The 23,379-nt window shown below is 45.3% G+C and carries 31 protein-coding genes; 18 read left to right on the forward strand and 13 right to left on the reverse strand.

The window, feature by feature from the left end; all coding sequences use genetic code 11:
- Positions 1–3: 3 nt before the first annotated feature.
- The 11 genes from J3U88_RS07595 (at position 4) to J3U88_RS07645 (ending at position 7,665) form a co-directional block, all read left to right on the forward strand.
- Positions 4–861, forward strand: coding sequence for a hypothetical protein (locus J3U88_RS07595; protein ID WP_207858006.1), 858 nt, complete (start codon positions 4–6; stop codon positions 859–861).
- Between the two features lie 79 nt (positions 862–940).
- Positions 941–1,435: a hypothetical protein gene (locus J3U88_RS07600; RefSeq protein WP_207858007.1), complete on the forward strand. Its 495-nt coding sequence runs from the start codon at positions 941–943 to the stop codon at positions 1,433–1,435.
- Between the two features lie 5 nt (positions 1,436–1,440).
- The gene (locus J3U88_RS07605; RefSeq protein WP_207858009.1) at positions 1,441–1,884 is read left to right on the forward strand and encodes a hypothetical protein; all 444 of its coding nucleotides are present in this window, start codon (positions 1,441–1,443) and stop codon (positions 1,882–1,884) included.
- A 38-nt stretch (positions 1,885–1,922) separates the two neighbouring features.
- A complete protein-coding gene (locus J3U88_RS07610; protein ID WP_207858011.1) occupies positions 1,923–2,465 on the forward strand; it encodes a hypothetical protein in 543 nt (180 codons plus the stop codon).
- Positions 2,466–2,617: 152 nt separating this feature from the next.
- Positions 2,618–3,088 (forward strand): DUF3768 domain-containing protein, encoded by a 471-nt coding sequence (locus J3U88_RS07615; RefSeq protein WP_207858012.1) that lies wholly within the window; start codon positions 2,618–2,620, stop codon positions 3,086–3,088.
- Positions 3,078–3,314 carry a hypothetical protein gene (locus J3U88_RS07620; RefSeq protein WP_207858013.1) on the forward strand — a complete coding sequence of 79 codons (237 nt, stop codon included), beginning with the start codon at positions 3,078–3,080 and terminating at the stop codon, positions 3,312–3,314. The genes J3U88_RS07615 and J3U88_RS07620 overlap by 11 nt, the downstream gene beginning before the upstream one ends.
- Positions 3,315–3,468: 154 nt before the next feature.
- Positions 3,469–5,220 carry a recombinase family protein gene (locus tag J3U88_RS07625; RefSeq protein ID WP_207858014.1) on the forward strand — a complete coding sequence of 584 codons (1,752 nt, stop codon included), beginning with the start codon at positions 3,469–3,471 and terminating at the stop codon, positions 5,218–5,220.
- A gap of 50 nt (positions 5,221–5,270) precedes the next feature.
- On the forward strand, positions 5,271–5,897 hold the full coding sequence (locus J3U88_RS07630; protein WP_279382501.1) for a tyrosine-type recombinase/integrase: 627 nt from the start codon (positions 5,271–5,273) through the stop codon (positions 5,895–5,897).
- Between the two features lie 99 nt (positions 5,898–5,996).
- Positions 5,997–6,470, forward strand: a complete 474-nt coding sequence (locus tag J3U88_RS07635) for a hypothetical protein (RefSeq protein WP_207858016.1) — start codon at positions 5,997–5,999, stop codon at positions 6,468–6,470.
- Between the two features lie 367 nt (positions 6,471–6,837).
- A complete protein-coding gene (locus J3U88_RS07640; protein ID WP_207858017.1) occupies positions 6,838–7,200 on the forward strand; it encodes a hypothetical protein in 363 nt (120 codons plus the stop codon).
- Between the two features lie 150 nt (positions 7,201–7,350).
- Positions 7,351–7,665 (forward strand): helicase associated domain-containing protein, encoded by a 315-nt coding sequence (locus J3U88_RS07645; protein ID WP_207858018.1) that lies wholly within the window; start codon positions 7,351–7,353, stop codon positions 7,663–7,665.
- 78 nt (positions 7,666–7,743) lie between these two features.
- Here the strand turns inward: J3U88_RS07645 and J3U88_RS07650 are convergent, their stop codons facing one another.
- The 4 genes from J3U88_RS07650 to J3U88_RS07665 form a co-directional block, all read right to left on the reverse strand.
- Positions 7,744–8,445, reverse strand: a complete 702-nt coding sequence (locus tag J3U88_RS07650; RefSeq protein WP_207858020.1) for a hypothetical protein — start codon at positions 8,443–8,445, stop codon at positions 7,744–7,746.
- A gap of 38 nt (positions 8,446–8,483) precedes the next feature.
- A complete protein-coding gene (locus tag J3U88_RS07655) occupies positions 8,484–9,386 on the reverse strand; it encodes a phosphorothioated DNA-binding restriction endonuclease (RefSeq protein WP_207858022.1) in 903 nt (300 codons plus the stop codon).
- 854 nt (positions 9,387–10,240) lie between these two features.
- Positions 10,241–10,930, reverse strand: a complete 690-nt coding sequence (locus tag J3U88_RS07660; protein WP_207858024.1) for an amidase domain-containing protein — start codon at positions 10,928–10,930, stop codon at positions 10,241–10,243.
- A 236-nt stretch (positions 10,931–11,166) separates the two neighbouring features.
- Complete coding sequence (locus J3U88_RS07665) at positions 11,167–11,322, reverse strand: hypothetical protein (protein WP_207858026.1); 156 nt, start codon at positions 11,320–11,322, stop codon at positions 11,167–11,169.
- 108 nt (positions 11,323–11,430) lie between these two features.
- On the opposite strand from J3U88_RS07665, the gene J3U88_RS07670 reads away from it, so the two are divergent.
- The 3 genes from J3U88_RS07670 (at position 11,431) to J3U88_RS07680 (ending at position 13,700) form a co-directional block, all read left to right on the forward strand.
- Positions 11,431–11,685: a hypothetical protein gene (locus J3U88_RS07670; RefSeq protein WP_207858028.1), complete on the forward strand. Its 255-nt coding sequence runs from the start codon at positions 11,431–11,433 to the stop codon at positions 11,683–11,685.
- The gene (locus J3U88_RS35240) at positions 11,682–11,972 is read left to right on the forward strand and encodes a type II toxin-antitoxin system RelE/ParE family toxin (protein ID WP_423842039.1); all 291 of its coding nucleotides are present in this window, start codon (positions 11,682–11,684) and stop codon (positions 11,970–11,972) included. Before J3U88_RS07670 ends, J3U88_RS35240 begins: the two co-directional genes overlap by 4 nt.
- Before the next feature lie 480 nt (positions 11,973–12,452).
- The gene (locus J3U88_RS07680; RefSeq protein ID WP_207858031.1) at positions 12,453–13,700 is read left to right on the forward strand and encodes an ATP-binding protein; all 1,248 of its coding nucleotides are present in this window, start codon (positions 12,453–12,455) and stop codon (positions 13,698–13,700) included.
- Between the two features lie 889 nt (positions 13,701–14,589).
- Here the strand turns inward: J3U88_RS07680 and J3U88_RS35245 are convergent.
- Together J3U88_RS35245 and J3U88_RS07690 are read right to left on the reverse strand one after the other, a co-directional pair.
- Positions 14,590–14,880, reverse strand: coding sequence for a type II toxin-antitoxin system RelE/ParE family toxin (locus J3U88_RS35245; RefSeq protein WP_423842040.1), 291 nt, complete (start codon positions 14,878–14,880; stop codon positions 14,590–14,592).
- Positions 14,877–15,131 carry a hypothetical protein gene (locus tag J3U88_RS07690; protein ID WP_207858036.1) on the reverse strand — a complete coding sequence of 85 codons (255 nt, stop codon included), beginning with the start codon at positions 15,129–15,131 and terminating at the stop codon, positions 14,877–14,879. The genes J3U88_RS35245 and J3U88_RS07690 overlap by 4 nt, the downstream gene beginning before the upstream one ends.
- Before the next feature lie 390 nt (positions 15,132–15,521).
- Here J3U88_RS07690 and J3U88_RS07695 point away from each other — a divergent pair, with 390 nt between their 5' ends.
- Positions 15,522–15,815, forward strand: a complete 294-nt coding sequence (locus J3U88_RS07695) for a hypothetical protein (RefSeq protein WP_207858038.1) — start codon at positions 15,522–15,524, stop codon at positions 15,813–15,815.
- A 110-nt stretch (positions 15,816–15,925) separates the two neighbouring features.
- Here J3U88_RS07695 and J3U88_RS07700 read toward each other — a convergent pair whose 3' ends face one another.
- Both J3U88_RS07700 and J3U88_RS07705 read right to left on the reverse strand, forming a co-directional pair.
- Complete coding sequence (locus J3U88_RS07700; protein ID WP_207858039.1) at positions 15,926–16,333, reverse strand: hypothetical protein; 408 nt, start codon at positions 16,331–16,333, stop codon at positions 15,926–15,928.
- Between the two features lie 114 nt (positions 16,334–16,447).
- Positions 16,448–17,212, reverse strand: coding sequence for a M57 family metalloprotease (locus J3U88_RS07705; RefSeq protein ID WP_207858041.1), 765 nt, complete (start codon positions 17,210–17,212; stop codon positions 16,448–16,450).
- Between the two features lie 758 nt (positions 17,213–17,970).
- Between J3U88_RS07705 and J3U88_RS07710 the strand changes: the two genes are divergently transcribed.
- Positions 17,971–18,669, forward strand: a complete 699-nt coding sequence (locus J3U88_RS07710) for a hypothetical protein (protein ID WP_207858043.1) — start codon at positions 17,971–17,973, stop codon at positions 18,667–18,669.
- Between the two features lie 3 nt (positions 18,670–18,672).
- On the opposite strand, the gene J3U88_RS07715 is transcribed toward J3U88_RS07710, so the two are convergent.
- The 5 genes from J3U88_RS07715 to J3U88_RS35250 form a co-directional block, all read right to left on the reverse strand.
- The gene (locus tag J3U88_RS07715; RefSeq protein ID WP_207858044.1) at positions 18,673–19,239 is read right to left on the reverse strand and encodes a GIY-YIG nuclease family protein; all 567 of its coding nucleotides are present in this window, start codon (positions 19,237–19,239) and stop codon (positions 18,673–18,675) included.
- A gap of 136 nt (positions 19,240–19,375) precedes the next feature.
- Positions 19,376–19,804: a hypothetical protein gene (locus J3U88_RS07720; RefSeq protein ID WP_207858045.1), complete on the reverse strand. Its 429-nt coding sequence runs from the start codon at positions 19,802–19,804 to the stop codon at positions 19,376–19,378.
- A 92-nt stretch (positions 19,805–19,896) separates the two neighbouring features.
- Positions 19,897–20,283 carry a hypothetical protein gene (locus tag J3U88_RS07725; RefSeq protein WP_207858046.1) on the reverse strand — a complete coding sequence of 129 codons (387 nt, stop codon included), beginning with the start codon at positions 20,281–20,283 and terminating at the stop codon, positions 19,897–19,899.
- Between the two features lie 15 nt (positions 20,284–20,298).
- Positions 20,299–20,847: a hypothetical protein gene (locus J3U88_RS07730; protein ID WP_207858047.1), complete on the reverse strand. Its 549-nt coding sequence runs from the start codon at positions 20,845–20,847 to the stop codon at positions 20,299–20,301.
- Between the two features lie 88 nt (positions 20,848–20,935).
- Positions 20,936–21,256 carry a YegP family protein gene (locus J3U88_RS35250; RefSeq protein ID WP_207858227.1) on the reverse strand — a complete coding sequence of 107 codons (321 nt, stop codon included), beginning with the start codon at positions 21,254–21,256 and terminating at the stop codon, positions 20,936–20,938.
- 427 nt (positions 21,257–21,683) lie between these two features.
- Here J3U88_RS35250 and J3U88_RS07740 point away from each other — a divergent pair, with 427 nt between their 5' ends.
- A complete protein-coding gene (locus tag J3U88_RS07740; protein ID WP_207858048.1) occupies positions 21,684–22,529 on the forward strand; it encodes a DNA/RNA non-specific endonuclease in 846 nt (281 codons plus the stop codon).
- Between the two features lie 74 nt (positions 22,530–22,603).
- Positions 22,604–23,005 carry a hypothetical protein gene (locus tag J3U88_RS07745; RefSeq protein WP_207858049.1) on the forward strand — a complete coding sequence of 134 codons (402 nt, stop codon included), beginning with the start codon at positions 22,604–22,606 and terminating at the stop codon, positions 23,003–23,005.
- Positions 23,006–23,379: the final 374 nt, after the last annotated feature.

Consider the following 23,379-nt stretch of genomic DNA (forward strand, 5'->3'; position numbering starts at 1 on the left):
ACCTTGCAACTCTCGATCTTGTTGGCGCTTGCCCGCTACCGCTACCTGACCTGTTCCCAAGTGGTCTTGATGGAACTCGGCAGTTTGTCGGCGGTGAGGCGCGCGATGCGGGTGCTCAGCGCCATTCGGTTTCCCTCTCCGATCCTATTACGTCGCACGTTTCCACCGTCTGCTCGGCTGGGTCGGATTGAACACATGTACAGCCTCAGTGCCTACGGGATCATTTTTTTGACCGAACAGCTTCCGGGGTACGCCACTTCGCGGTCACTTGCTCCTACTTGGGAGGTGTTCAAACTCGACTACGAACATCGCAAACTGACGGTTACCAGTCGCATCCTTTTGGAGAAGGCGCTCCGAGGTCAAGACGAATACGACCTGCTGACGTGGGCCAACTACTTCGAGAAGTCGGACGAGGTGTATGGCGAGCCGGTTCAGCCCAGACGCAAGGCCGCGACAGAAGTGACACTTGCTTCTGGGAAACGGTGTATTCCTGACGGTGTTTTTGAACTCAGTGATCCACAGCAACGTGGACTGTATGTGGTGGAAGTAGAACTCAGCCGGAAATCGTCCCGCGTGCTCTCGAAGGTTCATCAGCACCAACAGGCACTGGCTGACGGCACGTTCTCGCGGGTTTTCGGGCTTGACGAGGACTACCATGCAGTGTTCCTGCTCCAACATCAGACAACGCTCAAGCGGCTGCTGGAACGTCTGGAAAAGAGTTCGTCGTTTACGCCGTTCCGCCAGCATATGCTCTTTACCACTTTGGCGGCCTTGGAGATACGTCCCTTGACGTGCTGGTTACGGGTGGGGTCCTCGGAGCCAGTTCATCTGGTCACGGGGAAGACGGTATCCGACAGGTGAACCCGGTCCATTTTTGTTCTTTTTTTTGTTTCTCATGTCTCAATTCGTGAAACCCGACGCCCACAAGGTGGTCTCCTCTGTGCCCCTGGATTGGTCAACCGTGGAGGGTATTGCTCGGACGTACCAACAAAGCCATCCCAATTTGGTTCCTGATATCCGATGTATCGAGCTGTCTGTACGCCAGGCTTTCCACCAGTTGCCGGTGTTGGTGGATTTGGTCGATTTTGATCCCTATCCCGACGTATGGGTGCTTCAGGCTGATGTCGTGAGTACCAACCGGCTTTCGATTACGACCCGGAATAATCAGGCCCTCCTGACCCCTGAGACCAATCTGCAATTTAGAGCGGTCCACGATTACGACCACCTTACTCAAGGACTCAATTTTTCGGTGTGGGGAGAAGTAAAAGCGGCCAAAGTCTGGTGCGCACGGGTAGAAGATGACACCATGCAGGCCTTTCTTTTCAGTGAAATTGTCGCTCAGGCCTGCGTGGCGGTGGTATCCGGCTCGTTTGCACCCCAAAAGTATGTGCGTTTCCCGAAACGGTTCCGGGATGAGGTGTTTCGGTCGGTGTGAGACTTGTGTACGTTTTTGAAATTTTTTATTCGTTTCTTATGTCTTCAAACCCTGAAATCAATCACGCCATTGGCATCCAAGCAGACCCTCTTTTGAGAACCTGGGAGGAAGACGGCTTTCGGCTGGAGGTATTTGATACCCACCAAACCAGGAATGGGAAGAACCGTCTGGCCTACCGGCTCTTTGATCGCCACTTTGACGAAATTCCCATTTTTGAAGGTGATGACTTTTGTGCGTCACCCCTTGATGCCATTGATTCTGAGGCGACCATCGCGGCCCTCCTGAATTTCCTCTCCCTGCGACCAGGTGATACCGACGAGACCTATTTTGACGATTACAGTGCTCGGCAGCGCGAATGGTGTGACCTTCGTGCCGAAGCATTGGCCCAGCTCACTTTTGATCTCCGGTCTGCTCTCGATCAGGAACACGAGTTCAGTGACTCTGATTGAGGGGTTCCGCTCCTATTTAGATCTTTTTTGTTTTTCCCATGTCTCAATTTTGTGAATCCATTCCCGAAAGTTTTCGGCACTACATCAGCGACAGCCTTGCCAGCCTTTCCTTTGAATTTGAGGGCCTGGTGGGTGATATCACCAGCAATGCCGAGCTTGAAAAGACGGCTCGCCGTCTTTGCCGCGATGTGGTTGAGCCCCATGATTTTGAGGAGGACCAATGGCCCGAAATCATCGAAGCTTTTGATGGTGAATTGCGCACCAAATTCGATGATTTTGGTCCTCAGTTCATCAGCGATAGTCTCCATGCTGCCGTACAGGAGGTTTTGAGTCACACGATGGAACATCAAGTATTCCGGTTCCTGGACCCGTTCTTGGAAGTCCTGGAAGAGGAAGGGGTTGATTTTGGCAACGTGTCTTCCTATTGCGGACTGCTCCTGGGCGATCCAACCAGGACCATCACTCGTGAGGACCTCGTTATTGATGAATACGATGCTGAGCGGTGCGATCTGGAGGCGACCGTTTGGGCCATCAAGCACGAGGTATTTGATTGGACCTTGGAATTGCCAAGGGAATCGTAAACCGTTCAAAAGCCTGGGCTCCTGCGTATACCGTCACCATTCCCGTGGTTGAAGCCATCGCCAAAGCGCTGGGCCGATAAATTTTTCACTTTTTCTTTTTCATCATGAACTCCAATCCTGAATTTTCCCATCGGCTGTTAGAGGCTTCTGCGATGCCGGAATCACCTGATGTCCTGGCAAGGTACGCTCTGGAGATTTTCACCAAAATACTCATCCTAGAATTGGACGTAGACCCAACGGTGGGACAGCTTTCCGATCATCTCGACCTGCATGACGGTGAGGAATTAGAACGGGCATTCAAGTGCGCCGAAATCGCGCTTAATAACGATTTACTCCGAATGCATGGCCCTCAGACGTCGCGTATTCCTGGTCGGATCGTTGTTACCAGATCGGTTGGAGAGGCGGGCAATGTAGACGCCATCGTTGATGCGGTCAAAACGTTCGACAACTTTACCGAAGGGAATGATCCCCACCATCAACATGACTTTGGTGCTTTCGAGATTGATGGCGAAAGGTATTTTTTCAAGATCGATTATTACGACAAGGAGGTAACCTACGGCGTTGACCCAATGGAGGAGGAGCCCTTCCGCGTGATGACGATCATGCGTGCAGATGAGTATTGATTTGCTGCTTTGTAATTTTTTCATGTCCCTTTCGGATTCAGACCAAACATCACCGGCAAGCGGGTCAAAACCTGAATTTGGCTGGCAGCGTCAAATGACCGTAAAGAAAGCAAGAGAGCTGTGGGGTCAAGGACACAGGCAGCTTACTGACAAGCAGCTTCAAGACATTATCGATCTGATGTATTTTGTAAGTATTGGTGTGTATGAGAAGCGTATCAATCTTTGACTTCCCGATGATTTGGGAGCAACATAGAGCCATCTTTTTCTTGAAAACAATGATGTTACCCCCTTTGCCAAGAGTCATAAATGAGCGAATTTCCTCAGGCCAACCGATAAAGGAAACCGGTTCTCTCAACAGGTTAGGGTCAAGCGGAATCCAATTGGGAGTACTGCTGGTACGCGTGTCGGATGCTAAAGCAGCGGACTACACTGATAGCTGGGAGATCCAAGAAGACAATGGGCGTCGTTGGGCGAGCGATAATAAGATCGAGTTAAAGAAGGTTTTTTACGAACCATACACCGCGAAAGAATGGGACCGCCCAGTCCTGGAGCAAATGTTTGCCTATCTGGAACAGAATCCAACGATAACAGTTTGCATTATCCCTCGCATTGATCGATTTACTCGTGGGGGGTCAGATTTCCATTTCTACTTCAAGAATCGGCTCAAACAGATGGGGGTCGAACTGCGAGATGTTCAAAATCGTATCCAGCCTGAACAGAATCTCTTGGCCCACACGGGATTTCAGTATGAATGGTCAGTCGTTTCTCCAAGCAGAAAAGGTGAAGCGGCCGAAGCAGAAGATGCACGGGATTATCGGGTACAGTTTCTGACCAAAACCATCAGTAAACAAATCAGATTGGCAAACAATGGGTACGCGGTGCGTCCTGCACCATTGGGAATGACCAATCAAAAAATTCGGGATGGAGAGGGGAAGAAGCGGTCTATTAGTGTTCCTGACCCGATAGAAGGCGCGTGGCTACAAAAAATCTTTACCCTCCGAGCCGAGGGAGTTCTATCTGATCAGGAGATCTGTGATCAAGTAAATGCGATGGGTTTCAAAACCAGAGTCCAAGAAGTACATGAGCGTTTGACCAGAAAGGTTATAGGAACGAGAGGAGGAAACAAGTTAACCCCAAAACGACTCCAGCGACTTATTGCAAACCCCCGGTATTGCGGTGTAATTCTCGAAAAGTGGAACCAGGGACAGGCGGTATTTGCCTGTGGTACACCGCTGACTACGGTCGAAATATTCAACTTGGCTAACCGAGGAAAAGTCCATGTTGCCATTAACGAAGACGGTACTCCATCCGTTTCTCACAACCGAAGTCCCTATCAATCTGATGTCAACAATCCTGACTTCCCATATCGTTTCGTTGTTCGTTGTCCAAAGTGCGGTGGCCCATTCAAAGGTTCCTTCGCTCGAGGACGGCATGGAAAACGTTATCCAGGTTATCATTGCAGCAAAGGTCATCGGTATTTACGCCTGCCTCAAAGTAAGGTTCATAAAGAAGTAGAGTCTTTCTTCAAAGACACTCAGTTTTCTCTACAGATGCAAAATCTTTTTCGTGAAGTTGCGCTAGAAACTTGGGAACAAAAGCGCAAAGAGTATGTAGGAACCAGTGAGAATTTCACTCGAACTGTTGCTGAGATTAATCGAGAGCAAAGTTTGTTAGTTGACAAGATAATATCCACTGAAAACACGGTGGTCAAAAAGATACTTGAAGAAAAAATTGATGAACTGGAACAGCGAAAGAAAAAAGCGAGCAACATCAAAAAAGAAGCATCGGTTTCAAAGGAGGAGATCGAAGCCTATCTGTCAAGCATTGAGAAGATAATGAATAATCCAGAGAAAATGTTGGTCGAACCCTCAAATCAGCAGGTAATAAGGCGAATTTGGAGCATTGCCTTTGAAGAGTTGCCAACCTATGAGGAAATATGTGGTCGAACCCCGAAGTTATCGCTTGCTTTTGAGCTTTGCAGCGATTCTAAAAGGTCAAAAAATACGTTGGTAGCCCCTTTGAGAAAAAAGTGGAACCAATTTATCTCTCAAGTAAAGCAGTTTTTCTCTGGTGTTAAGGAGCCGTGTTCGGACTTTATAAGTTATCAAGACCGTAGCATACAACCATCTTGAAAATCAAATGGTTGAAATAATCGGTCGTTTTTTAATTTAACTTATTTAAAATGATTAATGACAACCAACCAAAAAGATCTACTTGCAAGAACCCAAATCACCCCAAGAAGGGTTCATCTATAAAGGTCGAGCCCATTCGAGAACGAAGCGCAATCAATGGGATTAAAAGCAACCTCAGTGGCAGCCCGCGAAACCTATTGCTGTTCACCTTGGGCATCAATACCGCGTTCCGTGCCAATGAGCTGCTTTTCATCAAGGCAGGGCAAGTCCGCTATTTGAAGCCAGGTGACGACCTTGAGATCAAGCTAAGCAAGACAAAGACATACCGGAGGGTGACCATCAACCAGGCCGTAACCGATGCCTTGGGAAACTTCTTTCGTAAGGAGCGACCGGACGATGGCGAATGGATATTTAAGAGCAAACAAACAGGGGGTCCACTGAAAGTCAGCACCCTCTCGAACATGGTGAAATCATGGTGTCGCGGTGTGGGCTTGGCTGGGAATTACGCGAGCCACACTTTGAGAAAGACTTGGGGCTACTGGCAGAGAACAGAGTGCGACACCCCAATTCCCCTATTGATGGCCGCTTACGGGCACTCCAACCAAAGGCAGACCCTGTCCTACCTGTGTATTCAGGATAAGGAAATCGCCGGAATCTACATGAGCCTGGTGCTTTAGAGAGAGCTCCCGGAAAAAAATTTTTTTCATTTTTCAATTCACCCTATGAATCACTTTTCATACGAAGTCCAACAAGCAGTGGAAAGTCAGGCTACCGCTTTGATTGAGAACGCCATCTTCGACAAAGAAGACGATGCGACCTTGGAGGACCTCATCGAATACATCAGAGAAGAATATTTGGACGCAACCAACGTAGTTGGAGTAAGCCTCGATGACCGGGTACGGGTCATAATGGAGCATGACGAAGGAATAATTCCCGAAACCCTATCCTGTGAGAACCTACTCTGGGACATTGAAAATGCGGCATCGGTAGCGCTTCACTTGGAATCCGAAAGGATGGCCTGTGAGCTGTTGGAAAAGCTGGCAGAGCTTCTTGATGAGCTCGACCTTAAATTCGATCAGGTGAGCAACTCAGATCCCTTCGAGCGCTTCCCTCCAAGCACAGTCAGCGACCAGAGAGGCCACCAGGTTTATGAATACCGAAATTGCGATGGGATCGACGCCGACGTCTGGCACCTAGAGGGCTTTCTCATAAACCTGTATCTGTGTTTGGAGGTAAATGAGGAGGAGTGACACACCTAAAAGAGCGCATATAGCAAAGAAAATCACCTGGCCTGAGGAAAATACATATAGATAACCAAGATATCAGAAGGAAAAAATTGAAAACAAAAGGGAAGGCAGGTGGCAAACTGGTAAGATGGTGGAACGACCTCCACCTTAACCAATCCGTGCCGTCTGCCAAAGTAGCAGGCCAACCTGGCCCAACATTTGCCGAGAAGAGTGAACGACTTAAGGCACCCACACGCTAACTCATGCTTTTGGAAAAAAGCACGAAAGAAAGTTTTTTCATGATGGAATCAAAAGAATAATCGCTATTAGTTTTTAATCGATCCTAAAAAATGGTTCATTTTAGAGAAGCAAAAAGTGAAGGTGGGTAAAAATGGATGAAACTGCGTCTGGTGTTAAGTGGTGGAAGCCGGTGCTTCTTACTTTTGTATTAGGCTTAGCGGGTTCTCTTATATTAATAATTTGGAAGAACCCAAATGGCGATCCTATACCTCCTGAATGCACGGAATGGAGTGAGCTTAGTGCCGCTGATTGCTGTCACTGCACTGGGGATAAACTTGATGAAGGGGTTGTGGATAATTTAGCCCAAGCTAAGTCCCGTGCGGAGATGGTGAATGCTACATGCCTTATCTGGCAAACAACAAAAAATTTTGCAGCATATGACGGAAAACGAGTACAAGGATGCAATGGCTGTACTGCCCGCGTGACTCATGCTCTTGACAGAATATGTAAGTGAAAGAAGCAAGTAGTACTCTTTCCATTTAGTGATTGACTTGAAGATAAATCCGTAATGAGGCAATGGCGTTTTGGTTTAAAATCGAAGAAAATGGCTAAATTCGATATTTCCTTTAACAGCGGGCGTCATAGATTCTCGTTGCGAGAATCTATGACGCTATTTTCAATAATCGAAAAGCTTCTGGCTCTTTCTAATGAAGATCGTCCATGCCATGAATCGGAGATAAACAAGAAGCTGCCTTGGGATGCATGGATTGACCTGCTTGAAAAATTCAAAATAGAAAATGGCCACCTCTGCGTACCACAAAGGTATGTTTCAGGTGGAGCCAAATTAGGGATTTGGGTCTCGCAACAAAGAAGCAAAAAGCAAGCGGGAAAACTATCTGAACAAGAAATTGCTCGGTTGGAGGCTTTTCCGGGCTGGAAACGGAAAGTATTAAAAAGTCAATCTTCTCGTAATAAATAAACGTTCATGAGTGGTTGAGATAGCCAACTTATAACTAATAGTTGGATTGTACATGAAGAGGTGTTTACGTAAACGACTTCAAGAAAGAATGTTTATATTTTTTAGCAACAAAGAACCTAAGTTCGTAATTCTTGGATTGGAATACTCGGGTTCTCCTTGTGTATTAAATTTTGGCAAGCCGGTCTTTTTGTCAATTTTAAATCTTCTCTTAACCAATCCCAGGCGCTCTAAATGTTCCCGATAACTAGATTGAATTGCTGCGCGATCCACATCTTGCTGTGGTGAAGTTATATGCACATGAATGCGCTGTATAACCTTCTTATGTCTCTCATAGAAGTTCTCGTCCTTGTTCGCACCAGAGTTGGCGTAAAACTTTAAAAATATAATCTCCTGTTCGTTTAGTTCGGCGATCAACTTGAGCAGAACTTTAGAGTTGGAATATTCTATTCTTTCTGCACTGATTCCGTTAGCCAATATATCTGCAATATATCCTCGTTTCACTTGACTCATTGCGCGAGAAGCATGAATAAAGGCTTCTTCAAAAAGATCAATACATTCATGATTAGATACTTGCTCAGCTAAGACTTTTTCTTCAATTAGACTTAGGCGTTGCTCTAGCGCTTTTAAAAATTCCCCAAAACGGTCAAGTCTTTGATTTGGGATAATGCTACCAGCAATTTCGCTAAGCAAGGATCCTCCGACAGGAATCATGCCAAGCACACCCTTTGTGACAGTAGTTAAATGATCAAACTTGTTGTTCTTGTTTATGTCTTTGTTCAAATCAATTCTCCGTGTTTCGAAAATTAAAAATAATGCCATCAAAAGTGTCGCGCAGGAAAACGAAATACCTCTTCTGAGTGCCATTTGATATATTCTTCAGCAATCCGTGGGAACCCATTTTGCGGCGGGTGGTACCTCTTCCCAGAGAATTGAAGAATAAGCTCTTTGACACGTTCTCCGCCATGAAGATGCTGTGAAACAGTGATCTGGTGACCGAGGGTTATTCCCATTACACCGCGGTCAAACATTTTGTGGTGGAAATTACACAAGAGCAATCCATTTTCTGGAGCATCAGGACCCTCCGCCTTTCTCCACTTAACGTGCGCGGCCTCTAGGCCAACCGTGGCGTTTCCGAGCTTTCCGTCAAATCCACATACGCAACATCGCCGCTCGTAAATCCGAAGCATGGTACTCCTGAAATCATTGTTGATTAGATCGCCGAGCCGTTTATAGGCGCGGGGCATTCCTATTGCAGCGAAGATGTCCTCATGCATAGAAGGCGGAAATTGTTCCTCAAGAAGGTAGGTGGCAATTTGGAATAGAAGACCTTGGTTCTGCTGGAGTACTTGATGAGCTTCAAGGCAAAACCCGGCATTTGCCTTGACCTCTACCAGTACATTTTTGGGTACATCGCCTTTTCGAACTCTTGTTCCCCGTGCAGCAATGGCTTTCTCCCTTTCAGGTATTTCCCAAAAATTCCCATCATTTTGCAATCGCCAAAAAGGATATTCTGGGTGGTACGATTTTCGTTGTGGCCCAAAGTTAATTAAGAGGTCTTCCAATTCTGAGTAAAGGACCTCAAACGGTGTCAATCGCTGTTCACCGCGTGCAACTCTGGCTAATGCAAGCAGCAACAACAAAGGCTTGTGTGGGGCACGTTTATCCCCACGCTTCCAAATGGACACAGTCTTTATTTGCTGGGTTAGGCTTTTAGGATTCATTGTGATCCCAGCTCCGTTTAGAGTGACGCGGTTGAGAGATCTCTCCATTTTAACTCATCGAGCTATCGGCGCCCCTTAAAACCAAATCTCCTCAATGTTCCCAACTTTCCCTCAAAAGTTGGGCCTGCCAATCCACTGACGTAGACCAAGGTCCCCCAGAAGCCAAGGCCTTTCAGCCCGCAGGCCGAGACTAACGAGCTCTCTGTAGTTGATCTAGCAACTCGCTAAGCGAAACTTCATCACAAAACCTTGCACCCTGAATGGCCTTGGCTGGTTTCCAACTCCTCGTTAAGACTTGAGATCTCCCATCCGATTAAGGTGATCGCAAGAGACTTTTTCAAATCTACCTGAATGCCGCAGCTTGACACTCTGTTTCGTGAAGGGTTAAATAAGGTTGAAAGTTTTCTCAATACCCTTGAAAAAAAGAATTAAAGCCCTGATTGCTTGTCTTTCGCTAAGCCTGTTTCCCCTGGTGTTATTTTTGATCACAGAGCTTTCGCGAGACTTTGAATGCGAGAAACCAGTTGTTGACCAGTTGAACTGTTGGGACACTTTCACTCCACAATTCATGGAAGGTTTTTATCTGATTTCAAACAAAATTATGACGTGGTACACACTGGGTGACGTAACAAACACTCTCTCAGGTTACATTCCTTATCACTTCAGAATAAAATTCCACACAGAACTTAACTTTGCAGGATTCGGCTTGCTTGTCCTGTTGTGGTCCAGCATTTTATTTGTCCTTTATGAAACCTTACTTTTTGTTTTTCGCTCGCTGAATAAAAAAGGAGCCCGTTTGAGTTAGGCTCCTCTGATTCTTTCTTACTGTTAAGTCAAATTAAGCGACTGTATGGCTATAGCCCTTCAGGGTTGTAGTCCAAAGGTCTGTACACATAAAATAAGGCATCGTAATTATGCTCTTCATTCAAGTCGCCAAGCCCTTTGTGTAGCCGATTATTTGATTGATAGGTCACCCTTATTTCATTGTATCCCCAACGCCAACTTTCATATTTGGTGACGATCATTGCGTGGTCGATACTCCCATTTCCTTCCCAGTCAACGAAAATAATGTCTCCAACGCGAACTTTTGTGTATTCCATGAAGTCGCTTGAGGTATCGTGGGTGATGTATTGAAAATGTAGTCCTTTGTAGTGAGATGGATTGTGTACCGCATATTCGTATAGTTTGGCAGCGCCAGTCCAGGCCGGTCCTCGATCTCCGTCATTGTGAAAGAACCACTCATAATAGCTTCCAGAATTCCGATCAGTATCGAAATCAAAACGTTCTTGAAAAACCTTCTTCGGGCTAGTTGTTTGAATAAAACCAGCAACCAAGCATTGGCTCACGAAATTAGTGCAGTTTCCACCTTCAGTTTCGCCATCATAATCAGTGAAAGGGTTTTGAGAAGAACCGTTTCCGTATGCCAGGTTGTAATTTTTAATTGCGTAAGCAGCGGCATAAGCCGCATTGTATTCTTCGTAATCATCCGCATAGCCTAAGCTCAAAGTGGATAATACAAAAAGAATTTGAATCAAAACTTTCATTATTTTAATCCTTTTGATTGTTGAATTTTTAACGTCGCTCAGTCGTGAGCAAAAGGAAGGACTAAAAGGACAGGTCTAAAAATGAGAAGCATCTGCCTGTAAGTGAGCCAGTGGCCAAAACGATGTATCTCGATCTGCCGTTCTCTGGCATCCGGCAAAAGGGCAATCAAGAGTTGGTGGATTCCTTTTTTAAGAAGAACGGAAAGTGGCTGAACCTGACCCAGATTTATTCACGGTCAGCGGTTGAATTCCGATCCTCCTACGGAAAAGAAAAACCACTCTTCATAAATAGAAACGTTTTTGGCGGTCAGATTTTTCATATTTTCTTGATCTGTCATTTTTTTTGAGATGAAGGAGGGCTCTTGTTGCTTGGAAGGAGGCTGGGTAAGCATTTAGGACAGGTTTCTCCTTCGATGAAAATTGAGAATCCTCTCCTTGAGGGTTTCTCGCGGGTCAGATGGTGACCTTGACGTTGGCCGTGGAGAGCGTATCATGACGGCATGAACCTCAAAGCAATTCAAAGGGCTATCGAAGACAGCGTCCATGCCGGTGCATTTGAATCTGCCGATGAAGCGCTGACCTTCGCGATCACGTCACTGAAATGCGCGGCTACGCAAAGCGCCTCGCCAGAATACGACGAGTGGAAAAGAAAAGAATTGGACAAGGCTATTGCCGAAGCTGACCGAGGCGAGGTAATCCCACACGATATCGTAATGCGGGAAATCGAGGAGATATTTCACCCACAGAAGGCTTGAGGCTTGTTTGGACATCAACAGCAAGGAAAAGCATGCGGACAATCACCGCCTACCTAGCCGCAAAGAATCCCGCTGCGGCCCTGGAAGTGGTATCGCGTGTTTCGGCCTCAATCGAATCGTTATTGATCTTCCCGCAAAAGGGACGACCGGCGAAGACTGGTTCCCGAGAGTTGGTCATTCCAAAAACATCCTACATCGTGCCTTACCGCATCAATGGAGACAAAATTGAACTTCTACACATCTTCCATACTCATCGAAGGCCGCCGAGGCAATGGGAAGCTGCATGATCTTTTTTCAGTGATGAACGAGCGCGCCTATGTTCGGAAGCGTCAAGGTTCCCTCTGGTAGGGAGATTTTCGGTCGCTGGCATCCGGCCGCATGCGCAAGTTTCCTCAAAGAGAAGCCCTGGTGGGTGACTCCCGGGCAGGTGTCCAAGTTTCCTCAAGAAGTTGGGCTCGCTACTGGTCACGATCCACAGGCACAACAGCAAGTAATTTGGCTCAAATGGTTGGAGAGAGATTGAGCAGGTTTGCGCCAGCTACTCTCATTGGAAGGGACAAGGGTTGGAAATACGTGTTTGCTCTACTGAAGCATCTGCAAAGACATGGATTCAAAGCCTCTAGACCTAAAACTTAGCATGGGATTAGCTCAAAATTTCTCCCGTACGACTTGCAGGCGGCTGGCGCTAACCAATTTTTTTTCAGATGACCTTAACTTTGGTATAAAATAACTAAAAATGGGAAGTTGATTTAGAGCAGGAGGTCCGATTGAAAAAGGCAAAGGACGTTTTTGTTGCAGGAGGCCTGCCAACATTTACTTACATTCCAAGAGAAAATCGTCATCTTGAGTCAGCACTAGAAGACTACCTTGATCAACCTTTTAAAATTTTGTCAATCACAGGACCTACTAAGTCGGGCAAGACCGTACTGACCAGAAAACGCTTGCCTAAAAAGGATAGCATCTGGGTCACCGGTGGTCAGTTTCAAAATATGGATGAGTTTTGGGAACAAGTTTTAAACAAAGTCAATGTATTCAACTCGGTTACAGCAAGTACTACCGATAGCGATAGTGTGACCACTGGTAGAAACTTAAATGCAGGATTAGGCACACCTGTCGTTTCAGCAGGAGTTAAGTCAAATCACCAAGTTACAAACGGAACTAGCAGTACGAATTCAAAAACCAGAGATTATTCTTATTCCACCTTGGCTATCAATTATTTAGAAGAACACAAAATACCTCTTGTGATTGATGATTTTCATTATGTCGATCAAGATTTACAACTTCAAATTGTCAGAATTCTTAAAGAACTTATTTTTGAAGGTTGTCCGGTTATTTTTATTGCAATCCCACATAGAGCATATGATGTTATTAAAATTGAAAAAGAAATGACCGGCAGAGTCAAGCAGCTGTCTGTCCCAACTTGGAGTGAAGAAGAGCTAATCGAAATTGCCAGAAAGGGCTTTAAAGAACTCAATCTAGTCGTGGTTGATAAAATGCTTGAACGCCTCTCAAGGGAAAGTCACGGGAGTCCGCACATAATGCAAGATTTTTGTCACAGCATCTGCAAAATTAATAACTACAGAGAAGCTCCTACTCAAGAGCAATCAATTCCTCACTTGGCTGATTGGGATTCCTTTTTTAAGTCTAAGGCAAGTGATATGGGGAAAGTGACATTTCAACGATTGGCTCAAGGACCACGGCCAAGAAAAGATAGAAAACAAAGACTTTTAAAAGACGGAAACACGTGTGATATTTACAAGGCTATTCTATTAGCTATAGCCGAAGCTGGTCCAAAATCTGTCTTAGACTACGAGGAGATTCGCACGGGCTTAAAGAATGTGCTGAACGAGCAAATTCCAAACATCCGAGAGATATCAAGAGTTCTTGATAGTATGACGAATATTGCGAAAGAAGAACTAGAAGGTGAAGCCGTTCTGGAGTGGAACAAAAGTGAGGGAAAGCTACATCTCATTGATCCTTTTTTATCTTACTATCTTAAATGGGGAGAAGGTTAATTCTACGAGGTGTTGTGATCAGGAAATGGATTCTCTAGTTTAAATCTCTTTACAAGAGCTTAATGAGATAAGTGCTCGTAGCTTGTTTTGGCTTAAGCAACGCTGATTCCCAACTTCTGTAGAGAACTTAGGAAAGGTCAAGGGCTGGCGATTTCTACTTGGATTCACAGCCATGCAGTCATGAGATTGGTTAAGATCACCGCCAGAATATGGCGGTGATCTTTGGGATTAACGACCCTTTAGGTCGGTATCCTTCATTCCGTCGTTGTAGCTTTTGAGAAGTAGCATCACCCTGTTCACTGGTTCAAGGCATAATTCTCGGTAGTGATCGGTCCAGCCAGGCGTCTCAAACTCAAGCCAATCTTTATAAACGGAGAGACTGTGCAAAACTACGCTTATGTCCGATTTACTTAGCTCGAACAACGGATTTTTCCTGTTTTTCATGGGAAAAAGGTAAAAGGATAAAGAAGTAGAAACTATCGATCTTCACTCCTTCTAGGAGGCAAAAGATCCTTTGTCACTAAATCAGTAAGCTAGGTCCTTTTCAAGGTGATGTCAAATCCTTTTTTGTTTTCCTAAATCCAACTTGGGCTGTGAATCATAAAATTCCAGTCTGCTCGCCAGGCGGTTTCTGTTCGACCAGGCCGCCAGGTATTTGAAGATACAGGTTTGCAGGTCCAAATTGACAACCTTTTCTCTGGCCATCAAGTTTTAGGTGAGACACCTTTAGTCTCGACTTCTGCTGTCGATTAGGCGCCCAAGCTCCTGAGGCGAGTTATCTGCGGTATTTCCTCAGGCCCCCGCAACGGAGTCCAACATTTTGAGGAAACTTGGGCATCAAGCCAGACACCAACGACCGCGAACGCCCACACGAATCAATGAAAAAGGATCATGCAGCTTCCCATTGCCTTGGGGGTTTTCGATGAGTGTGGAAGACGTGTAGAAGCTCAGTTTGGTCTCCCTTGATGCGGTAAGGCACGATGTAGGATGTTTTTGGAATGACCAACTCTCGAGTGCCAGACTTCGCGGGTCGTCCCTTTTGCGGGAAGATCAGTAATGATTCGATTGAGGCCGAAACACGCGATACCACTTCCTGGGCCGCAGCGGGATTCTTTGCGGCTAAGAAGGCGGTGATTGTCCGCATGCTCTCTCTTGCTGTTGATGTCCAAACAAGCCTCAAGCCTCCTGTGGGTGAAAAATCTCCTCGATTTCCTGCATTACGATATCGTGCGGGATTAGCTCGCCTCGGTCAGCTTCGGCAATGGCCTTGTCCAATTCTTTTCTTTTCCACTCGTCGTATTCTGGCGAGGCACTTTGCGTAGCCGCGCATTTCAGTGACGAGATCGCGAAGATCAGTGCTTCATCGGCAGACTCAAATGCACCGGCCTGGACGCTGTCTTTGATAGCCTGCTGGATTGCTGTGAGGTTCATGCCGCCATGATACGCTCCCTGCTGAGAACGTCAAGACCGGCCGTTAAGGAAACCCACAGAGAACCAAGAGGGTCACAGAGCACAGCCTGACTTTGAAGTTTTGCCCTGAACCTCGAAAGGATTCTTTTGGGGGGGTAACGACACCATTCTCCATATATCCGGTATAATGTAGCATCCACCAGCGTCCAACGAGCTTTACACCCAGGTGGGTGCAAAAGTGGATTTTTCGCTCCAATTTCAACCGAAACGCCTTAAGCGATTCGGGGAATTTGGAAGGTGTCAAAGCCACCTTGAGTGTTTTTTTCCTTTTTTCTTTTTCTATGGATCTTAAAAATCACCGGCAATCCTATCAGGGTTAACCCTCTGTTTTTAACCTCTAACCAATCCCTTATGAAATACCGTTTCTCTGCGGAATCCTACGACCACATCATTTTTGCTTTGAATGAAGTCGCGTTGGACTATCGCAAGTACGACGTACCAAAACCACCTGAGGTAAAGCAAGCACAAGATGAAGTACGAGCATCCTTTAATCATGATCTTTATCACGAAAAAGGATACCAAGTAGTCTTTCTCAGCGAATCCTCAAAAAAGGCAATTTATCAGGCTCTTGACGAAAACGCTTTCCGATACCATGAACAGGTGTTGGTCAAACTGAAAGAGGAATTTGAATCGCCCATTCTTTAAAAAGGGTAGGCCAGCTCCAATTGGAGCTGGCCGATTTCACTTACCTCGCTTTGCGGACTGAAGCAGGAAAGGGTGGCGGTAATCGGTGTGGTTCCGCCATGTAGACAGAGCTAATTGAAGAGCTTTCTCGTTATTTTAGAGCAGGTATCTTTTTTGGCAATTCTTCTCTTAGCCCACAGAAACGGATACACAAAGGATAAAATTACAGAAGCTACAAAGGGGACAAAGAGCATAGTGTCGGAGCGTTTATCAAGAGGTATATGGTAGAGAAGATATTCAATAAACCCATATGTAAACTCTAAAAACTCAGCACCAGTAAAATTAAGACACGTTATGCCCGACTTGGGGTTTTTGGCATATATTGACTCACCATATATTCGATTAAGATCTTCGATAAAGATACCTCTGTAGCAACCCTTGTAATTATTAACCGGTACATCATGTCCAACAGGAAAGAACACAAGTGACACGCCATAGAATACAACCACAAATCCCCAAAATCCGGCAAAAACCTTCAAGACTTTCTCAAGCATTGCTTTGGTAAAAATATGTAACAATGATATAGCTGCATGTAAAAAGAAGCAACTTTTAAAACCGGGAAGCGGAGCGTTTCCGCTTCCCGGGGGCAATGACTATTTTTCTACATCGGGATAGAGCCACCTAAGAGCGTTAACATCCCAATAAGAGAAACCGTTCCAGGTTCCCTGAGCGCTGTTGAAGACTGAGTTCTCATCTGACTCAGGGGTGCTCCGTATTAGGGTATGGTTGGCATCATCGGTGTGGGCCATTCCTACGATATGACCAAGCTCGTGAACAACAGTAAACACTCGCTCACTATGATTCAAACGAGCGTATTTTCCGACAAAAACATTCGTTCCCGGCATACCATTTACCGGCCCGTATGCATATCCATATCGCATCCAGCCTAACCATTTTTCAGTAATCACCACGTCGGGAGAGTTTTCTACAACGTAAAAGTTTATACTGCAACTAGGAAGATCACGATACGCTTGCAATGCATCCGAAATTGCGCTGACCCAAGCTGAGGATACAGTTGAATCAATTTGAATCCGTATGTCTTTTACGTTCTCGTTAAGGACTAAGTTCGCATAACGTCGTTGCTTTGAATGACTGCAATCCTTCAATTCCTTCTCCAGCAGGAGAACTGATTTGTGAAAATACATGTCACCATCATAGATCACGTCCACACCTTCAAAGGTGACTTTTTCTGGGTCCAGCCCACGTTCTTCCATTAATTGAAGTATGATCTCTTGTTCTTCTGTCAGGTAGAGATCGTCGTTTTCAATTTGTGAAACTTCGGGTTCAAGTCTCTGTTGAGCTATTAAATCACTAGCCGTAAGAATAGCGATTAAAGCTAAAAAAAGGCAAACACGCATAATTTCCTCTTCTTCTTATTTGGATAATCAATGAGTAGAAGCTGTAGGGGTTTGAGATTCCAAACAGGTGGTAGCCCTGACTAGGCTCCGCAATGTGTCGAACTCGTCTACAACTTCAGCAAATGAGGATCAGGCCTCTATTAATTAAAACGGGATTTCGCCCGATATTTTCCAGGAAACTTTGTTTTTTCTTGGTTTGCCTGATTTTCTGGCCCACTCAGGGAATCCGCCACCTGAGTGGCACTCTTTTCCAGGCCCAAAAGACAGGTCGCAGTTGTCACGGAAGGCGCGAATGAAAACGGAAGGAAGGAGAGCTTCCTTGTTTTTTCTTCGAGTTCCTGTTTGCATGCTCCTCATTTGATCGGCGAATTACGAGAGAAAAATGTGCGAAGGATTACCATGTTTAGCGCTAGGAAGGAATTGGCTTATCCAGCAGGAGGGAAAATCTAACTCTTGAGTGGGCGTTGGTCTTGGCCAGCGAGCTGGCAGGTCAACTTCTGAGGGAAACTCGGACAAAACATTGGGAGGCGAGACTTCGCCTGAAGTGAAAAAGGTTTTTCAGAGATTATCCCAGATCTGATAAACAAACTGACAAAATTTCCAAATTGCTCGGCGTATTTTCATGCACTTTGAGCCAATTCCTCTTCTTTTGACGCAAATTACGATAGAAAGCGTCCTTTGCAGGTTGAGAGCACTGTAATACGACAGTTGATAGGCTTGGAAAGAAGCTCTCCGCATTTTACAGAAGGAGGAGTGGCTTGACTATCTCGACAAATGAAAAAAGCATAGGCTTGAGATACTTCGATTTGGGTGTAGCTGTGACTGTTGTTCTTGCAATTTTTGCAGGAGCTGTTCAATTTGGGATTATGAAGGGGCGCTTGGATGAAATTCATGGGAATGTTAATGTTCAATTAATAAAAGATGAGCTTCATGAAGAAGCAGAACGCTTAAAATCCCAAATTAAGAGCGAGGCTTTTAGTAGCGGACTTCCTATAGGAGCAGTTATTGCTTCAGTTCTGCCTCCAGATAAGTTCAGCATGATCGCCAATAATGAACCATACACAAATTTAGATTTCAAGAAGTTTTCTTGGGTGCTCGCAGCAGGTCAAAAAGATCTTCCTTTAACATGTGGTTTCGTGGAAAAGACAGGAAAAACAGAGCTACCTGATTTGAGAGCTGTCTTTTTGCGAGGGATAAATTTCGGAAGAGATGATGTCTTCAGTGACCCGGATAAAGAAAGAATACCAGGTTCTATACAACCTCATGCCCTACAAAGCCATGTTCACCCTTATTTTGATAGATACAGTCATGATCGCACTCCAAAAGATAATGGAAACTGGCCCGAAGCGCTCAGAAAAGATGCAAACGAGCGAAAGGAAACAGAGCCACAAGCAAACGCTAGTACAGAAACTAGACCTAACAATGCCGCTGTCTATTTTTATATCAAGGTCAACTGATGTTTACACCTTGAGAAAACTTTCAAAGCCTTGAACCGCAAAAAGACTTCTTTCATCAACAGCATTTTGCATCCATGGGTATCTAGTCAATTTTGGAAGGTGTTCTTTTGTACTGATGACCTGGTTTTCAACGGCTAATTTCGCTCCATCGCGAATTGCCACTACTTGCCAAATGAACTCATAACACCACCCATCAAAACCATTACCCCAGACAGTGTCTATTTTAATCATTTTCGGCTCCCTGCCTAGAGGTAATACCTTCTTGAGCCATGGGGTAGTCAACTCTTCCCCTCCTCTCCGCGCCGACGCAAGATGTTGCCTTAATCTTCTTTTTAAATCTATGCTTCGTCCGATGTACACCCAAAGATCTTTTTCATCATAATCGTAAAGTGCATAAATATTATGCTCTCTTCGTTTGTGATCTTTAAAAATTTCACAACTCCTTTCTCTCCACATTCCACCCTGTCTTATCAAATACCTGATCTTGGGTGGCGCATGTTCAACATAAGCGACATGGATCTGAGGTTCAATATCTTGCTGTTGGTTTTCAAAGCGCCCGCCAACGCTCATGGGTATTTCCTGACTTTGGGGAGCGGGTACCAAAAATAATGAGAATCGTTCTGTTCATTTTTTGATTGTTTTCAATTTGGATTCAGGAAACGATCCTTCCTCTTTCTTTGGATGAGGGCCGTGATAAGTGCAAACGTTAGGCTTTCTGATCCCATCCTACAACGATGTCATCATCGAGGGTTACTCGAAGGCCGTATCTATTGCTCCCTTGATGCTGGTATTTCCATACTTCTTTTTTCTTTGTTTTCAATATTTTTTGATCGATGTCAACAGGAGACCCCAGGGAATCGAACAACTGTTCTGCGGTTTGACCCAACCAAAATGACCCCTCCATAATGAGATCTACAAGGTCCGAATCTCCGTATTTTTCCATCAGGTCACGGTACTTCCGTTTTCTTGCCTCCGAGGTAAAATAGGCCACAAGACAAAGTATGATAATTACTCCTGCCGCAAGAACATACCACCCAACGAGCTCTGCAAGCTGAAAAACCCCGTAAATCGGAAGCCCAATAACAATTCCCCAAAACAATAGTCCAGCTTCCGCTTTTGTCATTCGTTTAGCCATTCTTGTTTACCTCTCAATGTTTTCCTGAAATACCAACATCTATTTGGTTCATGTATGAAAACATGCCTAGTTTCTGCCACTTCTTTTGGCCATCAATGTTGCCAACAAGTGCTCGAACTGGCAGAAGAAACTCTTTTACACCTTGAACCCTTTTTTGTTCTCGCAACACAACGTCCATCTGAAACTTTCGATTTCTTCTGGGCCGTACTTGCGGGGTTTTTATCAGCTGAGATATTCGATTTGAAGCAAACAGAACATGGATCAAAGCCCTTTTCTTTCGCTTCTTGCTTGGTTTGAATTATCTTACTTTTCTTTAAATATCTACAACCGTCAGCATGATATTTTTCTCCTGTTTTTGTAATGTATACAGTTTGGCTCTTGTCTTTTCCTCCCGTTGCAGAGCTATCTGAACATAAGATCGCAGGGTTGGAAAAAGCTAACAATGCCAAAATCGAAAACATCTTTGTTAATTGTGACACGTAATTCTCCTCTTTCTAGAAGTGAAGCTTAGGGCATCCAGAATGAAGAGTCCTTCCTTCTCTTGCCGCTTGACCTTCTATTTTATTTTTTTGAGAGATCATTTTTCCATACACACAATCGAACGAACTATGAAAGACCTTCGATTTTCTTGATGCATAAATTGCATTTTTCTGTTCGGACTTTTTCTCAACAACCGCAGGGTTCATTTTGAAACTGTTATTCTTTTTAATGTTTTGGCCAAAGAAAAAAGAAAACGCAGTCACAGAAGAGAAAACCACAAAGACTAAAAGTGCCGCTCGTATTACCCTGCGGTGCTTTCTTTCTCGCGTTTCCATCTTTTTAATGGCTAAATCATGTAACTGCTCACCCGACATTTTATTGGTATCAATATACACGTCATCCATGGTCTGCTGAATCAGTATTCCTCTTTCTTTTTCACTTGCTGTGCTAATTAAGTTTATTTTCTCTTTGGTTTTCGTTAAATAAAACCAGTAAAGAACCACAGCTAACGCAGCCATCAGGCTAATCGGACCCGTTACCATTGAGACGATGCTTACATCCATTCCTCAAACCATCCCTATTGATTCGAAAACCGCTCGGGCGGGTAGCTGAGTACCCCGCCCTTAAAGGACTGTCATTTGGCAAGAATGGCTATCTGTAACCATTTCGGCGCGCGTTGCTTTCACAGTCCACTCTGTTGGAGTAGCCTTCTGTTGAAGAACCGACAATCTGGCCGTTTTGTGCGATTCTTCTCCACCGCCACTTACCTGCATTATCCTTATAAAATTCCCACCTATCGGTAGACCCTGTCGTTAAAGACTCTTGATATCCATGGCGACGGGCATTTGAGACACAGCTACTTTTGCTTTTATAGCCTTCCGAAGACGCTCCAACAATGTTCCCGTTGGGCGCGGTTCTTCGCCAACGCCATTCACCCTTCCTGTCCTGGTAGAACTCCCATTTGTCGTTCAATAGGTTTCTCCAAATTTTTTGATTAAAGGATCATTTCAACCTTTTCTTGCGAAATTGGTACCGATATAGGGCCAAAAATTCTCACGTTTACATGGAAAAACTTATCAAGCTATTTGCTCCCAAACAGTTAGGCTAAATTGACTGTCTCAAATTCTGGTCGTTCCAAGAAAACAGTCCTTCCTTGGGAAATTTAAATCGAATCAGACCTTATCTCCTCATGATTGCCTTCGAAAGCGATGAGGACTTTGGGGTATGATTCGGGTGGACATTACGGAGACACCACGGCCTAAGCAGCCAGCTTTCAACTGTTTTTGGCTGACAGAAACAGGTTCTTCGAAATTCGAGAATCGGACTGTTAACCCCATGCAAAAAAGAACATTCGAACGGGACCGCCATCAAGGTCAGAGCGAAACTAGCCGAGGTTGAAATGAAATATTTCCTTCACTTTTTTTTGTTCTTGGTTCTGAATGGTGCCAGCACTGAGGTTTTTTCACAGAGTTCATCCAGCAGGCACATATACGGTGGAGCTCCCTCTGACGGTCCGATAATCCGAAGAAACGCCTACGTGTTTGAGTATGATCAGGATAAGAAGTCACCACGTTGGGTCGCTTACCGCTTGATTGGCGAGTACCGAAAAACCCCGGAGCGAGAAGGGCAATGGGAAAAGTATCGTGACGATGAGAGCATGGAACACGAGCCCAAAAGATCCGACTGGCAGGGTGCATATGACGATTCTATACGGAACTATGCCAAGGGACACCTGGCCCCTTTTTTCATTTCGGGCGGCGACCGTGACGGCGACGGGCTTCTGGCAGATGGACCAGATGAAGACCTCGACGTTGACGATCCTGATGATGCAAAAACCGTCTACGAGATTAACTACTTCTCAAACTTGGTTCCTCAGGCCCATGATTCATTCAATGGTGCGGGAGGGATCTGGAACGGCGTAGAGACCCGGATCAGAGAAACGTTGCTGCCGCGACATGATGAACTTTGGGTGTTCGCAGGACCAATATTCGGCCCTGGTGTTTATGATGTGATCGGAGAAGGGGTCCATGTCGCGCCGATGTTCTTCCAAATCGTCATCTGGGAAGAAGAAGGTCAGCCTGTTTTCGAGGCATATCTGTTGCCACATCACCAGAAGGCCCACGGGGAGATTGAGGATTACCTGGTAAGTATTCGTCATATAGAAGCGATGACCGGGCTCAATTTTTTCTCAGATCTCAGCCTGGGAGATAAGGAGCGTATTTCTACTTTGCGTTCACCTGAATAATGGCACCTCTTGTTAGGTCACACTGTTTCAGGTAGCCTGCGCTTGATGTCCTTTTCCATTCCTCCAGCTTGAAGATGAATGCCCAGCCAATTCCTTCAGCAATCGCAGCTCACGAAAAAAAACGAAAGGGTATTTTGGCCTACAACACCGCGATTCTGGATCACTACTTCCTCCACCTGAAGGTTCAAGAAAAGTACAGCGAGGCGGAAGTCCAAGAGACCAGGCGAATACTGGAGACCTTCGGGAACGATTACCTGATACTGAATAGCGAAAGCCTCATCGTGGAAGGAGCGATGGAGATTTGGCCCTTCGTTTGGTGGTTCCAAGAAAAGTTGATCGGTGAGAAGCCAAGTAAGAAGCATGTGCGCGATATCCTTCGCAAGTTCTTTCACTTCATCATCGATGACTTTTCTATACTGGGTAACTCACCTTATACCGAGCTCCAGAAGGCCGCTACGCACTGTCGATCACGGTAAAACAGCGAGGATTGGTGCTCGCACCGCCCCAGGCGAACCAACAGGATCGCGTCTCACTGTATGAAAGCCGTTTCCCATTTTGTCTAAGAGCCACCGAAAACGCACTGACCAAATGAAGGAATGTAAAAAAAGACCCCTTAAAGGTAAAGGGCTTGTAAGTGAACTGGATGTCGCCAATGGGTCGCGAAATTTAAAAAACAAAAGAACAAGTGTAAGTATTCTAGATAATTAGAGCTTCTCGGGCGAGCCCCAACGGGGGCCGCACAACCCCATTTTAGGACCATGCTTTGAATGAACGCCGGGCGGAGCACGGCCACTCTGGACGCATCCTGCAGGGATGCAATAATTTAGCCCAGGGTACGGTCATTGAAAAT

This window comes from Acanthopleuribacter pedis, assembly GCF_017377855.1.
Lineage (GTDB): Bacteria > Acidobacteriota > Holophagae > Acanthopleuribacterales > Acanthopleuribacteraceae > Acanthopleuribacter > Acanthopleuribacter pedis.

What these genes read in the sequence shown, in the direction of transcription:
- J3U88_RS07660 (WP_207858024.1), bottom strand. Translation starts at nt 10,930, where the DNA reads ATGAAAGTTTTGATTCAAATTCTTTTTGTATTATCCACTTTGAGCTTA.
- J3U88_RS07690 (WP_207858036.1), bottom strand. Translation starts at nt 15,131, where the DNA reads ATGAACCTCACAGCAATCCAGCAGGCTATCAAAGACAGCGTCCAGGCC.
- J3U88_RS07730 (WP_207858047.1), bottom strand. Translation starts at nt 20,847, where the DNA reads ATGGATGTAAGCATCGTCTCAATGGTAACGGGTCCGATTAGCCTGATG.
- J3U88_RS07630 (WP_279382501.1), top strand. Translation starts at nt 5,271, where the DNA reads ATGATTAATGACAACCAACCAAAAAGATCTACTTGCAAGAACCCAAAT.
- J3U88_RS07665 (WP_207858026.1), bottom strand. Translation starts at nt 11,322, where the DNA reads ATGCTTACCCAGCCTCCTTCCAAGCAACAAGAGCCCTCCTTCATCTCA.
- J3U88_RS07640 (WP_207858017.1), top strand. Translation starts at nt 6,838, where the DNA reads ATGGATGAAACTGCGTCTGGTGTTAAGTGGTGGAAGCCGGTGCTTCTT.
- J3U88_RS07620 (WP_207858013.1), top strand. Translation starts at nt 3,078, where the DNA reads ATGAGTATTGATTTGCTGCTTTGTAATTTTTTCATGTCCCTTTCGGAT.
- J3U88_RS07645 (WP_207858018.1), top strand. Translation starts at nt 7,351, where the DNA reads ATGACGCTATTTTCAATAATCGAAAAGCTTCTGGCTCTTTCTAATGAA.
- J3U88_RS07670 (WP_207858028.1), top strand. Translation starts at nt 11,431, where the DNA reads ATGAACCTCAAAGCAATTCAAAGGGCTATCGAAGACAGCGTCCATGCC.
- J3U88_RS07745 (WP_207858049.1), top strand. Translation starts at nt 22,604, where the DNA reads ATGAATGCCCAGCCAATTCCTTCAGCAATCGCAGCTCACGAAAAAAAA.
- J3U88_RS07720 (WP_207858045.1), bottom strand. Translation starts at nt 19,804, where the DNA reads ATGGCTAAACGAATGACAAAAGCGGAAGCTGGACTATTGTTTTGGGGA.
- J3U88_RS07615 (WP_207858012.1), top strand. Translation starts at nt 2,618, where the DNA reads ATGCCGGAATCACCTGATGTCCTGGCAAGGTACGCTCTGGAGATTTTC.
- J3U88_RS07695 (WP_207858038.1), top strand. Translation starts at nt 15,522, where the DNA reads ATGAAATACCGTTTCTCTGCGGAATCCTACGACCACATCATTTTTGCT.
- J3U88_RS07740 (WP_207858048.1), top strand. Translation starts at nt 21,684, where the DNA reads ATGAAATATTTCCTTCACTTTTTTTTGTTCTTGGTTCTGAATGGTGCC.
- J3U88_RS07715 (WP_207858044.1), bottom strand. Translation starts at nt 19,239, where the DNA reads ATGAGCGTTGGCGGGCGCTTTGAAAACCAACAGCAAGATATTGAACCT.
- J3U88_RS07610 (WP_207858011.1), top strand. Translation starts at nt 1,923, where the DNA reads ATGTCTCAATTTTGTGAATCCATTCCCGAAAGTTTTCGGCACTACATC.
- J3U88_RS07655 (WP_207858022.1), bottom strand. Translation starts at nt 9,386, where the DNA reads ATGAATCCTAAAAGCCTAACCCAGCAAATAAAGACTGTGTCCATTTGG.
- J3U88_RS07705 (WP_207858041.1), bottom strand. Translation starts at nt 17,212, where the DNA reads ATGCGTGTTTGCCTTTTTTTAGCTTTAATCGCTATTCTTACGGCTAGT.